Here is a 13,784-nt window from a genome sequence, read left to right on the forward strand (position 1 = left end):
GGGCACCCGGCCGCACCCGCCGCCCGCCCCGCAGACGCCGACACCCCGCCCGGCCGGGGCACGACGGGCACACCGGCCGAGCCGGACACCGCGCCCGGTACCGGCACACAGCACCACGGCACGGCGGACGCCGACCATCTCGACGACCTCGACCGCGTCGCGGAGATCATGTCCCTGCTGCCCCGGCCCTCCGAGCACTGCCACATCCTGATCGGGGCCCGCGCCCCCCGCTCCTCCGCCGGAGCCGTCGAGGTGCCGGCGTTCACCCGCGACGAGAGCGTCGCCCTGCTCACCGGCCTCGTCCGCGGCCTCACCCCGACAGCCGCACAGGACGTCGCCCGGCGCGTCGGGCCGCTGCCGCTCGCCCTGCGGCTGGCCGCCTGCTGGCTGCGCGTCGCCACCCACCGGGCCGAGGCCCGCAACCAGTTCGGCCAGGAAGCACTCGCCGAGGCCGTCAGGGACTTCCGGAAGAAGTACGACGCCCGCAGACAGGACCACGCCACGGCAGCGCTGTCCGGCGTCGAGACCCTGCTCCACCTGACCCGCGAGTCCCTGCTGCGCGGTTCCGCCGCCGTGGCCTGGGCCCGCGAGGAGGCCGGCAGCGCCGCCCTGGAATGGCTGCTCGAGGCATGCGCGCTGCTCACGCCCGCCGGCATCGACCTGGCGCTGCTGCGCTCCCGGCCGTTCGGTCTCGCCCTGGCCCGCGCCGACCAGGAGCACACCGTGGTCGACCGGCCCGCCGACGGCGTCCTCGTCGACACCTCCCTGTGGGCGCTGAGCCGGCACGGCCTGCTCGACTTCGACTTCGCCCGGCCCCGCCAGCCCGTCCGCCAGCACCGCGTCCTGCGCGACCTCATTCGCGACCGGATGGACCCGCAGACCCTAACCCGCCGCCGCTCCCAGCTGCGCACCGTGATCGCCGCCGCCCGCACCGAGACCGACGAGCAGAGCCTGCCCGCTCCGAGCCCGCAGACGCTGCTGCGCCGCGGTCGGCAGATCGACGCGCTGCGCATGTGGCAGGACGACCGCCCCGAGGTGCAGCGCGCCCTCCTCGGCCATGTCGCCGACCTCATCATCAGCCAGGAGGAACAGGCACTGGACGAGGCGCTGCGGCTGGCCCGCAAGGCCCAGGAGCACTGGGAGACCGACTCCTTCGAGGAACTGCGGCTGGAGACGATGATGTCCCAGACGCTGCGCCTGATGCAGCAGTACGGGGAATCGGCCCGGCTCGCCCGCCGCGTCCTGCGGACCTACCGGACCCAGTTCGGCGTCGGCCACCCCCGTACCCTGCTGATGGGCGACGCCTACGCCGCCAACCTGGGCGCCGCCGGCTACTACCGGGACGCCCTCGACGAGGGCGTGCACGTGGCCCGCGGCATCCGTCGGCTCCTCGGCCCCCGGCACTGGGCGAGCGTGCAGACCCGGCGCAACCTCGCCTGGCGGCACGCGATGGCCGGCAACCCCACCGAGGGCCTGCGCGTCCTGCGCGAGGTGTACGAGCAGCAGCGCGCCCTGCACGGCGACGACGCCGCCGAGGTGCAGGGCATGGTGCCGGACCTGGCGCAGATGCACCGGCTGCTCGGCCAGAACACGGAGTCGTACCAGCTGCTGAAGAGCACCCGCATCCTGCGCCACCCCGTCGAACCGCGCATCACCGGCGTACCGCTGGAGGTCAAGGCGGAGAACGGGCTCGCGGTCAGCGAACGCCGGCTGGGGAGGCTGGAGAAGGCACGCGAACGCGACACCCGCACGGTGGGACTGGCCTCCGCCGTGCTGGGGCGGCGCAGCTTCGCCACCCTGCGCTGCCGTTTCAGCCTCGCCATCGACCACCACCTCGTCGGCGACCACGCGAACGCCGTACGGGAGGTCGCGGAGTGTCTGGACGTGCTGCGGTCCACCCTCGGCAACGATCACCCGAGCACCCATCTGTGCCGGCTCCGGCTGGGCGTGCACCAGCGGGGCGACGGCCGGACGGCGGAGGCCGCCGAGACCGGCCGGGAGGCCCTGGAGGGCCTGGAGCGCCGGCTCGGCGCCCAGCACCCCTGGGTGCTGGCGGCACGCGTCGGCCTGGCCAACACCCTGGTGGCCCGCGGCGACCTGGCGGAGGCCGAGACGCTGGAGGAGGACACCGTCAGCGGCTACGACGGCACCGGGCTCGGACGGCACCCCGACCGGGCCGTCGTGGCGGACAATCTCGCCATGACCCGGGCCGAGATCAGCGGCACCCTGCACGCCGGGGAAGTACCCCGGGTCCGCCGGGACATCGACGTCGAACTGCTGTGAACCGGGCCGTGACGCACCGGTCCGTCGCGGGCCGAAAGGAGCGTGCAAGCAGATGAAGCGGGACGCCGGCGTGACGGGGGGCGGTCTGAAGACCCTGCTCGCGCCGCACGCCGAACATGGCTACGAGGACCTGATCGAGGCGTGCCGGGACATCGCCACGGGCTGCCCCGGCATCCGGTCCTTGACCCATCTCACGCTCAACTCCGTCGACTTCGCCGTCCGTGACGCGGAGGCTGAGCCGTTCCCCGCCACACGGTCCTGGGACGACGAGGTCGAGACCGAGGGGCTGCCCGCACAGCGGCTGGTGCGCTGGGTCCTCGAAACGGACAGCGTCATGCGGCCCTTGCTGACGGGGGAGCTGATGCGGGTGCTGATCGTGACCCGCTCCGGCGGTATGCAGTACTCCCGGGTGCGTGACGGCCAGTACCTCGTCGGCATGGCCACGGACTCCGACGCGTGCAGGGCCATGGACGACCGTATGAACCCCAAGGTCACCGAAGTGCGCCGCCTCCTGTACGACCAGGGTGACGAGATGCCCGGCGGGTCGGTCGACGTGGCCAAGCAGCCGCTCACCGACCAGGTGCCGCTGGCGATGCAGGTCAGCACCGACGACCGGGACGAGGAGAACCGGCTGCGCGGCATCTGGCTGCGCCACCTCAACCCCGATGACCTGAACCACGCGGCATACTACCGCGCGGGCCGGTCGGTGTGCGCGGGGGACTGTTTCGAGCACAGCAAGCCCGACAAGGTCCTGCGGGGGGTGGCACCGCAGCGGCGCAGGGCCATGTACCGCGAACTCGTCACCCGGATGCTGAACTCACGGACCGAGCTGGGGGAGATCCTCGCCCCGCTCACCGGCGACCCGATCGAACGGCTTGTCCTGGACGTGCAGATGGGGGCGTTCTTCATGCACTGGCTGGATCACGCTGCCGGTGATTTCGCCGTGGGCGTCACGGCGTTCCAGGAGCAGGTGAAGGTCGCCGAGGAGCGACTCGGCGACCTCATCCACGATCTGGGCCGGCGCTGATCTCCGCGCGGAGCAGCCCCAGCACCTCGTCGGCGAGTTCGGTCAGCAGGGCCTCCACGCGTGCGCCCGCCGGGGCGCCCCGTCCCTGACCGAGGAACGCGTCCTCCTCCACGATCCGGATCCTGGGCAGCACCTCCACGGAGATCTCGAAGCTGCGGCAGATGGCGAACAGTTCGTCCCCCGGACGCCGGCCGGGCCCGGTGCCGCTCTCCCACCACAGGGCGACGGCTTCCCGGAACGCGTCCAGCAGCCGTCGTGCGTGCACCAGCGCGCCCATCGACTGCAGTTCCTCCGGGTGGGTGCCGGCACGGCGTGGCCGCAGCGGCCCCTGCCCGTCCCCGTCGTCGGCGGCGCCGAGCCGAGGCCTTGGCCCCACCCCGGACTCCAGCAGCCGGTCGAGGACCTCCTGGGCGCGGCGGAAGGGCTCCCGCACGGGCTGCGGCACCCGCCGCAGAGTCTCGTCGGGCTGCGGCAGGGGTGTGGGCAGCCGCGGGTACTCGACCGCGCGCGCCAGCGTCCTCAGCCGGTCCAGCACGGTTTCCTGCTGCGTGGTGAGGCCGTCCAGCCGGTTCCAGATCTGCGTCAGGACCCCGTCGCGCCGACCGGCGCGCAACCGGTCCATGAGGCTGTCGACGCTGTCCTGCAACATCGTTCTGAACCGCGGATCGTCGAAGACCAGCGGCACCACCTTCGTCGCCTCGGCGATCTCGTTGCGGCGTTCGTGGCAGATGTGGCCGTTGACGATGACCAGCACCTCGCAGTGGTCCGCGCCGAGGGAGTCGCGTACCTCCGTGGTGAACCTCTCGACCGCGTGGACATCGGCGTGGGTGAGCACCGACGGCACGGGAAGGACCGTGATCCATTCGTCGCGGGCCACCTGGATCCAGCGGGGTTCGCCCGCGCCGGGCGGCCGGGACGGTTCGAGGTGGCGGGCGGGCGCCATGTGGTGCAGCCACTGCCGCCTGGTCAGCGTCTCCTCCAGGGCGCGCAGCACTTCCGGCATCGGCCGTTTGCCGTGGGTGGAGCGCAACGCATGGTGCACCGCGTCCACATCGATCCGCGCGGGCCGTCCGCCGCCCTCGGCCGCCGCGTCCCAGGCGCCCGAACAGAGCCGCAGGATCCGCCGCGGCACCCCGTCGGACTGGAGCACGATCTCGTCCAGGGCCGCGTCGGTGAACGGCGCGCACGGGTCCCCGTCCGGCGGCGGGTCCGCGTCCCGGTGGACATGGCGGGAGATCAGTTTCCGTGTCTGCGCGCGGTCCCAGCTGTCCAGCCACAGCGGCCGTACCCGCTCGTGCAGGGACAGCGGCAGCGACCCCCACAGCTGCGGGCGCACACAGAACACCATGAGGCCGCCGTGGTTGATGTACGTCTCCACGAGCGCCTCGAACGCGTCCAGGAACTGGGAGCGTTCCGGGCCCGGCCAGCTCTCGGTCTTGTCGAGTTCGTCCAGGACCAGCGCGAACGGGCGTCCGCTCTGCCCGTAGACGAGGCTGAACACCGACAACGCCTCGAAGACGCCCTGGATGCCCTGGATCGGCGCGTTCACGCCGCGCTCCCGGAGCATCGGCGAGGGCTCACCGCCCGACAGCCACTCCAGCACCTCGTGCTGGTAGGGGTCGTTGACGAGCAGCGCCAGCGCGGTGGCGAACATCCGGTGGTCGACGACGCCCCGCAGGTGCCCGCGCAGATGACGGTGGATGCGCTCCTCGTCCACGTCGAAATGCTGGGCGATCTTCGTCGGGTCGAGGCGGCGCTCACGCAGCCCGCGCAGGAACTCGTCCCGTGCGGGCCCGAGCCGTCCCGTCTCGTCCGCCTCGAGGATCTCGGCGGTCACGTCGGCGTAGTAGTCGGTGATCGCCTGCTCGAAGTCGTCGAAGGCGTCGTAGTCGTCGCGTGGGCTCATCAGCCGGTCCCGGAAGACCGTCCCCATGTCGATGGACGGCTGGCCGATCACCCACACCGGCAGCGGCGGCGCCTGTTTCCTGAGGTGCGCGGTGGCACGCTCGGCGAGATGGCTCTTGCCCAGCCCGAACTCGCCGACCAGGGCGAGGGCCAGGCCGCGGGTGGCGCGCGGACCCTCGTGGTGCAGATAGCGCTCCACGTGCGTCATGAGCCACTCGCTGGTCCGCCCCGGTACGTCGACGCGGGTGCGTGGCGGCCCGGCGCCGACCTGGGTGGTGTCGCCGAATCCCTCCAGCTGGACGCTGGTGCTGTCGCGGAAGGGGTTCTCGTCGGAGAACGGGAGGGGTGCGGTGTTCATCGCGTCGTTCCTCTCCGCAGGGCGCCCGGGGTGCGCGCGAAGTCGTCCGGGGACGGGCGGTTCTCCTGGAACCAGGTGGCCACGTGGTCGCGGCGCAGATGGCCGGCGTTGTGCCGCAGGGCGTCCTCGACGACCCGGCGCAGACAGTCCTGCAGCGTGGAGATGCTGGCCAGGGCCCAGGGCTCGGGCCGGTACTCCAGGACGTCCTCGTCGATGTCGATCGTCGGTGCGGGCACGTCCCGCAGCGCCATCCACAGCTCCAGGTACTTCGCCCAGTCGTCGGCCCGCAACTGGTGCGTCTGGATGTGGGTGATGCTCTTGCGTTCCCGCTCTCCGAAGATCGCCAGGTCGTCCTCGACACCGGTGTGGGTGGTCTCCACGAAGAAGACGACGCCGCGGCTGGCGCGGTCGTGGCAGAACCGCAGGAAGCGGCGGCTGAGGTCGGCGTCGTTCCACGGGATGTGCGGCACGATCACGACGAGCCTGCGGCCCAGCACCTCCAGCCGGTCCGTCAGCGCCCGCCATGTCAGGAACGGCTCGTCGACCCCCGTGACGAAGCCGGGCTGGTGGCCGAGTTCGGCGGCGACGACCCTGAAGACGCGCTCGACCACCATGTCGAACTGCGGCACGAGGGGGGTCCGGCCGGGCCGTGACCCGATGCCGTGTCCGTCGTTGCCGCTGCCGTCGAGCGTGACGATGAACGCCGACCGGGCCGGCGGGCGGCGTTTCCACAGCGGTGGCTGCCCGGAGCCGGAGGCGTCGCCGTCGTCGCCGATGCCGGCGGGCTCGCCGTCGAGGAGCTGCACGAGTTCGTGGACGCAGCGGTGCAGCAGACTGGTCTTCCCCGTGCCGGACGAGCCGCTCACCACGACGAGGTGTCCGTGTCCCTCACTGCCCGGCCGGATTCTGTGGACCATGGGGATCAGCCTCTCCCGGAAGGTCTTCAGCGCCTCGGGTGTGGAGTCGATGTCCACCCACAGCGTCTCGTGCCCCTGGATGTACCAGGGAGCGAGAGGCACGTACGTGGGCCAGGGTGCGACGCCGTCTTCGGGAGGCGTTCCGAACAGGCTGCAACCGGTGTGCGGCATGGTGCGTGTCCCCCCGAACTCGTGCTCCGGGCGGCCTGTCCGCGAGGGCGGCCCGGTCGTGCTGTCCTTGTCTGCGCTGCTGTGTCACGTCTTCCCCCTGAGGACGAACCTCCGTGCGCTGTACGGATGTTGACGCCGGAACGGGTCCCGGCGTTGCCCCGGTCCGGGGGACGGGCGTGCCCGTGGGGAGTCCCCCCTCAGAGCGATCCCCGTTCGGCGGACGGGGTAGTCGTCCCGGTGGCTCCGGTTCCCCGTTCGGGCCGCGGCGCCGACGGGTCGGGACGCGGTCGCGGGGGAGGGGTGGGCCGGGGACAGGGCACGCCCCGGAGCCGTGCGCGGGCGAGCCGTTCGGGCCGGAACGCGAGCGGGCGCCGCAGCCCGGGACGGGTGCGCGGCACGGGCCGCTCCGGTCTGTCTCTGCGGGCCCACCGGAACGCGAAGTGCAGCAGATTGACCGTCACGACGGCCGGTCCGACGACGGCGACCGTGCCGTGGAACGTCGGCTCCAGCGACAGCGCGAGCAGGATCGCCGTGATGCCGTTCTGCTGCCCGAGGCCCAGGTGCGCACGGTCGGCGGGGCTCAGCGGGGGGCTGACCAGCAGCCGCCCGATGAGCAGCGTGACGACGTACTGCGCGGCGAACGCGCTCGCCCCGAGCACCACGCCCTGATACACATGGATCCGCTCCGACAGCACGGCCCCCAGCAGCGCCGAGGCGACGAGGAACGCCAGCGTCACCGCGCCGTCCAGGACGCGGGCGAAGCGGCCGAGACGCACCACGAGCCCGGTGAGCGCCACCGCCAGCACGAGCGTCGTGGACGCGGCCACCGCGACGAGCACCGCGACCAGCAGCAGCGCGAGCACGTCGAACGACCGGGGCGCGGCGGCCGGTTCGCCCGCGCCGCCCGCGGCCCGGGCGCTTCGGCGGCGCAGCAGCCAGGCCAGCCGGATCAGCGTCCACACCGCTGTCACGGCCGCGAACAGCAGAAGGTTCAGCAGGAGGTTGCCGAAGACGTCCGCGGTGTCCGCGCCGAGCGACCCGGAGGTGTCGCCGTCGGCGCCGAGCCGGATCGTGAGGGCGGAGACGTACACGGTGAGCAGGACCGTCATCGGGTCGTCGAACGACGCCCAGATCGACAGGATGGCCTTGGCGCGCGGCGAGACCCGCTTGTCGTCCTGCATCGCCGCGACCGACAGCGGGTCGATCTGCGCGACGGCGATGCCCAGCACCAGATACTCCACCCGGTGGAAGGCCAGCACCATCACCGCGCCGATCAGCGCCGCCTTGAGCACGACGCCCGCGGTGACGGCGACCAGCACGACCCGTAAGGACCCCCGCGCCTCGGACAGGTCGATGCCGTGCGTGCTGCCGTACAGGCCGATGGACAGCAGCAGCAGCGCGAGATACCCGTACAGGGGATTGCCGATGAAGGTGTCCGCGCGCCAGACAGCGCCCGCCACCAGGCCCAGGCAGAGCGCGGCGGAGGCACCGATGACGACCCGCGGCAGCCCCCTGCGGGTGGTGCCGCGCAGCAGATTCAGTCCCAAGGCCGGCGCTCCGATCGCCCCTGTGTCGGCTGCGAGGCGCCCATCATGCCGTAAACAGAAGCCTCTTGTGTCCCATCGGCGTCATCACGCGCGTCGGTGTACGTCTCGGCCGGCAACGCCTCACCCCCCTGGGAGCCCCCGCTCGACAGGCGTCCGAATTCAGGGTATCGGGCCGGAGGCCGACCCGGCAGGGCGCCGACCGGCCCCTTCACGCCTACGGGGAGCGCACGGTGTCGCACGGCCGGAAACGTACTGCGCCGTTACCGGTTGTGCCCCGCAATGACACGGAGTGCGGTGCGTCCGCGGCGGCCGGACGCAAGGGAAAGAGGCGTATTACGGGGCAGCGGGGGGCTCGTTCCGGGGGCGGCAAGGGCTCATTCGGGGGCGGTACGGGGGGCGCATTCCGGATGCGGAAAAGAGACACAAGGCCCGGTGAAGGTCACCTTCCGGATTTCGGCGGTCACGGCATGACGGAATTTCGAACAATTGCCGTACGGGTGTGTACGGGGAGGTGACGGGTACTGCGGCAGCGGAGAGGCCACGAAGAGGAGGGACGGCGGAAAGGAGGCGCATCATGCGGTTCCGGGACCGGCGGGAAGCCGGACGCGAGCTGGCCGCACGGCTGCACGACCTGGGGGAGCGGGGCGAGCTGCCGCACCCCGTCGTCCTCGCGCTGCCCCGCGGCGGCGTCACCGTCGCGCTGGAGGTGGCCCGCGCCCTGGACGCCCCGCTCGATGTGCTCGTCGCCCGCAAGATCGGCGCGCCCTTCCAGCCGGAGCTGGCCGTCGGTGCGCTCGCGGGCGACGGGCCGCCGCTGTACGACGAGGAGGGCCTCGCCCTGCTGGGGCTCACCGAGGCCGAACTGGAACCCGTGGTACGGCGGGAGCGTGCCGAGCTGCGGCGCCGTGAACGCCTGTACCGGCAGGGCAGACCGGCCGCCGACCTGTCCGGCCGTGCCGCCGTCGTCGTCGACGACGGCCTCGCCACCGGCGCGACGGCCCGCGCCGCCCTGCGCGCCGTACGTCTCGCCGCCCCGCGGCGCGTGGTCCTCGCCGTGCCCGTCGCGTCGCGGCAGGGGGCGCGACTGCTGCGCCCGGAGGTGGACGAGCTGGTGTGCCTGACCGAGCCGCCGGACTTCCAGGCGGTGGGGCTCTGGTACGACGACTTCGCCCAGCTCTCCGACGACGACGTGCTGCGCGCCCTGCGCGCCGCGCCGGCGGGTGCAGGGTGAGGTGGCCCGTCCTGCCGTGCCGGGGGCTTTGGTGCGGTCCGAACGGCTGACCCGGGGCCGCGGGGAGCCCGCCCGGCGTCCGGCGCCAAGGCGCGGGGTGTGTCCCCGCTTGCGGGCGGCGGGCCCGGACCGGCAGGGTGAGGGGCCGTGGCCACCTTGCTGATCGTGCATCACACCCCGTCGCCCAACTGCCAGGCGCTGTTCGAGGCCGTCGTGTCCGGGGCGAGCGACCCCGAGATCGAGGGCGTCCGGGTCGTCCGGCGGGCGGCGCTCGCCGCGACCGCCGCCGATGTGCTCGCCGCCGACGGCTATCTGCTCGGCACCCCCGCGAACCTCGGCTACATGTCGGGCGCCCTCAAGCACTTCTTCGACCAGGTGTACTACCCGTGCCTGGACTCCACGCGCGGCCGGCCCTTCGGCTACTGGGTGCACGGCGGCAACGACGTCACCGGCGCCGTCCGCGGCATCGACACGATCACCACAGGTCTGGGCTGGCGGCGCGCCGCCGACCCGGTCACCGTCACCGGCGAACCCGGCAAGGACGACACCCGGGCGTGCTGGGAACTGGGCGCGACGCTCGCCGCCGGGCTGATGGAGTGAGCGCCGCGCGCCCGGCCATGGCGGCCCCCGCACCTCGTGCGCAGACCTCGTCGTACGGAACCGCACATCGGTGAGACGGCCTGTGCCCGGTGACGCGGGAAACCCGCCGCGTGTCCCTCTCCGGGACCGCGACGGGCTTCCGGACGCCCGTTCCCCTCTCTGTCAGCGCAGCTTCACCCTGCTGACGGCGCTCACCCCCAGCGCGGCCAGGCCGATCTGGATCAGCCACTCGATCCAGTCCACGCCGTCCGTGTCCGCCACGTCCAGCGCCGAGGCGATGGCCGAGCCGATGAGCGCGGCGACGATTCCGATCACGATGGTCCACAGGACGCCGATGCGCTGGCGGCCCGGCACGACCAGCCGGCCCAGCACTCCGATCACGATGCCGATGACGATCGCGCTTATCAGACCCGAAATCTCCATGGGCTGCTTCTCACCTCTCAGTCGTTGGCTCGCGACCGAGTGCCCGTTCCTCTCAGTCGTCGTCTGATGACCGTGTGCCCGCTCCGGGCGCGGACAAGCCCGGACGCTCCCCATCCGCTGCCCGGATGCGGCCGTTCCGTTTGCCGCCCGCGGTTCGGGCTACGCGGCTGGGCAGGCAGTGTCCCGCCGACCCCGGAGGTAGCCATGACCCGGCTCGTTCGTGACGTGATGTCGCCCGGCGCGGTCGCGGTGGAGCCGATGACCACGCTGGAACGCGCGGCCCGTGTGATGCGTGAGCAGGACGTCGGGGACGTCCTCGTCGCCTACGACTGCGACCTGTTCGGCGTGCTCACCGACCGGGACATCGTCGTACGGGCCGTCGCCGACGGCTTCGACCCGCACACCACCGCCGTCGGCAAGGTGTGCAGCAGGCCCCCGGTGGTGACCCTCGCCCCCGACGACACCACCGACCACGCCGTCGAGCTGATGCGCGAGCACGCCGTGCGCCGGCTGCCGGTCGTCGAGCGCGGCGGCTGCCCCGTCGGCATGGTCAGCCTCGGCGATCTCGCCACCGTCGAGGAGCCGGAGGCGGCGCAGGCGGCGCTGGCGCAGATCAGCGCGGCGGCCCCCAACCACTGAGCGGGACCCGACCGCACGGCCGCCGGTTCCGGGACCCATCGCCCGGATGCCGGGACCGCACGCGAGAGCGGGCACCGACGGCTCTTGCCTCGCGGCACACCCTCTGTTTGGATGAGGAATCCAAGTTCTGGACGTCCAGTCCAGAGAAGGGGAGCCGGAGGGCCGGAGAGTCCGGAGGGGGTCGTATGGCCGAGGCATCCGCCGCCCTGCGCGCCGAGCGTGACGCGATCCTCGCCGCGCTGCGGCCCGTCGTCGACGGCATCGCCGCGACCTTCGGCCCGCTGTGCGAGGTCGTGCTGCACGACTACCGCGACCCGGAGAGGTCGGTGGTCGCCGTCGCCGGGTCGGTCACCGGCCGCAGGCCCGGCGGCGCGATGAGTGAGATCGGCATGCGCGTGCTGGCCCGCGGCGACGCCGCGACGGACGAGCTGAACTACCGCACCCGCACCCCCGACGGCACCCTGCTGAAGTCGTCCACCGTCGTGCTGCGCGACTCCACCGGCGCCGTCTTCGGCGCCCTGTGCGTCAACGTGGACGTCACCGCCGTCGACCGCGCCCACGCTCTCCTCGGCGCCCTCGCCGGCGTACCCGGCGATGCCCGGGACGAGCCCGTCACCGCCTTCGGCAACGACATCGACACCGTCGTCGACGCCCTGGTCGACGACCACCTGCGCCGCCAGGACCGCACCTGGGCGGCACTGGACCGGCCGCGCCGCCTGGACCTCTTCCGAGGCCTGGACGAACGCGGCGTCTTCGCCGTGCGCGGCGCGGTCGAGCAGGTCGCCGCCCGTCTCGGCATCTCCCGCGCCTCCGCCTACAGCTACCTCTCCCAGGCCCGAGCCGCGACGGAGACCGCCCGTGACCACCACCGCAGCCCCGATCACCCTCGACGACGTCCGTGACGCCGCCTCCCGCCTCGCGGGCGTCGCCCACCGCACGCCCGTCCTGCGGTCTCGCACCCTCGACGCCCTCGTCGGCGCCGAAGTGCACCTGAAGTGCGAGAACTTCCAGCGGATGGGCGCCTTCAAATTCCGCGGCGCCTACAACGCCGCCTCCCGCCTCACCCCCGAGCAGCTGAAGCGGGGCATCGCCGCCTACTCCTCCGGCAACCACGCCCAGGCCGTCGCCCTCGTCGCCCGCGAGCTGGGCACCAGCGCCGTCATCGTCATGCCGGAGGACGCCCCGCGCGCCAAACGGGCCGCCACCGAGGGATACGGCGCCGAGATCGTGCCGTACGACCGCTACACCGGTGACCGCGTCGCCATCGCCGAGGCCGTCGCCGCCGAGCGCGGCCTCACCCTGATCCCGCCCTACGAGCACCCGCACATCATGGCCGGGCAGGGCACCGCCGCCCTCGAACTGCTGGAGGAGACAGGGGAACTCGACGCCCTCCTCGTGCCCGTCGGCGGCGGCGGGCTGATGGCCGGCGCCGCCACCGCCGCCAAGGGCCTGCACCCCGGCATCCGCATGATCGGCGTCGAGCCTGAGGCCGGCGACGACACCCGGCGCTCACTGGAGGCGGGCCGGCGGATCTCCGTGCCCGTGCCGCGCACCATCGCCGACGGGCAGGCCATCGAGATCCCCGGCGAACTGACGTTCTCCGTCAACCGGCGGCTCGTCGACGCGGTCGCCCTCGTCACCGACGACGAGATCGTCACCGCGATGCGCTTCGCCTTCGAACGGCTGAAGATCGTTCTGGAGCCCAGCGGCGCCACCCCGCTCGCCGCGCTCCTCGCGGGCCGTCTCGACCCGCTGCCCCGTCGCATCGGACTGATCCTCTCCGGCGGCAACATCGACACCGAACGCTTCGCGCAGCTGCTCGGCTGACGCCCGCCGTCCCGATGGTGCTCATGGCGGGCCCGGCGGACCATGGAGGTCAGGGGCCGGGCCCCGCCGGTCGCCCCCGCGCCCGCAGGGAGACGGAGACCGGCCCCGGCCGCGGCGCACGCGGCCGGAAAGGAGGACCGTCATGCTGGAGGCCAAGACACTGGACAAGCCCGACGAACGGCGCGACTTCCCGCACGGGCACATCGAGGCCGTCCACCTGACAGGCTGTGACTTCGCCATCGCCACGTTCGAACCGGGCTGGCGCTGGTCCACGGACGTGGGACCCATCGCGGGCACCGAGAGCTGCCAGATGAACCACAACGGCTACATCATGCAGGGTCGGCTGCACGTCCGCATGGACGACGGCACCGAGAGCGAGGTCGGACCCGGCGACGTGTTCGTGTGCTCGCCCGGCCACGACGCGTGGGTCATCGGCGACGAACCCTGCATCACCTTCGACTTCGAGGGCCAGACGGCCAAGGAGTACGCCAAGAAGCACTGAACCGAACCCGAGGACGAGGACCGCACGGCCCCCGCCCCCACCCTCACACCGCCAGCAACCTGCCCACCAGCGCGCCCGGTCGGCGGGCGGTGCGGCACCCGTGCATCTCGGCCGGCGCCGCGTGCTTCGGCGCCGGCCGAGCCACCCGTTCCCCGCCGGGCGCGCGGCTCCGGGTTCAGCCAGTACACGCGGCGCGCCCGCCCGGCGATCTCCCGCAGCGCGGGCAGACTCGGATCGGCCATGCTCGTACGGGCGTCCCCGAGCACGAACACCGTGGTCCGCGGGCCGACCGCGGTGCCGTACCGCTCGGCGCACTCGCCCAGCAGGGTTCCGCCCGCCCTCCGGAGCCCGCCC

At 72.8% G+C, this 13,784-nt stretch carries 12 protein-coding genes and 1 pseudogene; 8 read left to right on the top strand and 5 right to left on the bottom strand.

Annotated features, from left to right (window positions below):
* Together fxsT and MTQ10_RS19380 are read left to right on the top strand one after the other, a co-directional pair.
* The coding region (fxsT, locus tag MTQ10_RS19375; protein ID WP_247469779.1) for an FxSxx-COOH system tetratricopeptide repeat protein at positions 1-2,283 on the top strand (2,283 nt) is incomplete at its 5' end.
* A gap of 52 nt (positions 2,284-2,335) precedes the next feature.
* Positions 2,336-3,310 carry a hypothetical protein gene (locus tag MTQ10_RS19380; protein ID WP_247469781.1) on the top strand — a complete coding sequence of 325 codons (975 nt, stop codon included), beginning with the start codon at positions 2,336-2,338 and terminating at the stop codon, positions 3,308-3,310.
* Here MTQ10_RS19380 and MTQ10_RS19385 read toward each other — a convergent pair.
* The 3 genes from MTQ10_RS19385 to MTQ10_RS19395 form a co-directional block, all read right to left on the bottom strand.
* The gene (locus tag MTQ10_RS19385; protein ID WP_247469782.1) at positions 3,285-5,573 is read right to left on the bottom strand and encodes a hypothetical protein; all 2,289 of its coding nucleotides are present in this window, start codon (positions 5,571-5,573) and stop codon (positions 3,285-3,287) included. The genes MTQ10_RS19380 and MTQ10_RS19385 overlap by 26 nt on opposite strands.
* The gene (locus MTQ10_RS19390; protein ID WP_247469783.1) at positions 5,570-6,592 is read right to left on the bottom strand and encodes an ATP-binding protein; all 1,023 of its coding nucleotides are present in this window, start codon (positions 6,590-6,592) and stop codon (positions 5,570-5,572) included. Before MTQ10_RS19390 ends, MTQ10_RS19385 begins: the two co-directional genes overlap by 4 nt.
* 266 nt (positions 6,593-6,858) lie before the next feature.
* On the bottom strand, positions 6,859-8,208 hold the full coding sequence (locus MTQ10_RS19395) for a hypothetical protein (protein WP_247469785.1): 1,350 nt from the start codon (positions 8,206-8,208) through the stop codon (positions 6,859-6,861).
* Between the two features lie 574 nt (positions 8,209-8,782).
* Here MTQ10_RS19395 and MTQ10_RS19400 point away from each other — a divergent pair.
* A complete protein-coding gene (locus MTQ10_RS19400) occupies positions 8,783-9,439 on the top strand; it encodes a phosphoribosyltransferase (protein WP_247469787.1) in 657 nt (218 codons plus the stop codon).
* Positions 9,440-9,586: 147 nt separating this feature from the next.
* Positions 9,587-10,039, top strand: coding sequence for a flavodoxin family protein (locus MTQ10_RS19405; protein ID WP_247469788.1), 453 nt, complete (start codon positions 9,587-9,589; stop codon positions 10,037-10,039).
* Positions 10,040-10,201: 162 nt separating this feature from the next.
* Here the strand turns inward: MTQ10_RS19405 and MTQ10_RS19410 are convergent, their stop codons facing one another.
* Positions 10,202-10,462, bottom strand: coding sequence for a GlsB/YeaQ/YmgE family stress response membrane protein (locus MTQ10_RS19410; protein WP_247469789.1), 261 nt, complete (start codon positions 10,460-10,462; stop codon positions 10,202-10,204).
* Between the two features lie 204 nt (positions 10,463-10,666).
* Here MTQ10_RS19410 and MTQ10_RS19415 point away from each other — a divergent pair, with 204 nt between their 5' ends.
* The 4 genes from MTQ10_RS19415 (at position 10,667) to MTQ10_RS19430 (ending at position 13,430) form a co-directional block, all read left to right on the top strand.
* The gene (locus MTQ10_RS19415) at positions 10,667-11,101 is read left to right on the top strand and encodes a CBS domain-containing protein (RefSeq protein WP_247469791.1); all 435 of its coding nucleotides are present in this window, start codon (positions 10,667-10,669) and stop codon (positions 11,099-11,101) included.
* Between the two features lie 185 nt (positions 11,102-11,286).
* Complete coding sequence (locus tag MTQ10_RS19420) at positions 11,287-12,003, top strand: helix-turn-helix transcriptional regulator (protein WP_247469792.1); 717 nt, start codon at positions 11,287-11,289, stop codon at positions 12,001-12,003.
* Positions 11,960-12,928, top strand: coding sequence for a pyridoxal-phosphate dependent enzyme (locus MTQ10_RS19425; protein ID WP_247469794.1), 969 nt, complete (start codon positions 11,960-11,962; stop codon positions 12,926-12,928). Before MTQ10_RS19420 ends, MTQ10_RS19425 begins: the two co-directional genes overlap by 44 nt.
* 142 nt (positions 12,929-13,070) lie before the next feature.
* The gene (locus MTQ10_RS19430; protein ID WP_247469795.1) at positions 13,071-13,430 is read left to right on the top strand and encodes a cupin domain-containing protein; all 360 of its coding nucleotides are present in this window, start codon (positions 13,071-13,073) and stop codon (positions 13,428-13,430) included.
* 43 nt (positions 13,431-13,473) lie between these two features.
* Here the strand turns inward: MTQ10_RS19430 and MTQ10_RS19435 are convergent.
* Positions 13,474-13,784 (bottom strand): annotated as a pseudogene (locus tag MTQ10_RS19435) (VWA domain-containing protein); the annotation flags it as partial.

Origin of the sequence: Streptomyces sp. XM83C (assembly GCF_023072675.1) — a bacterium.
Lineage (GTDB): Bacteria > Actinomycetota > Actinomycetes > Streptomycetales > Streptomycetaceae > Streptomyces > Streptomyces thermocoprophilus.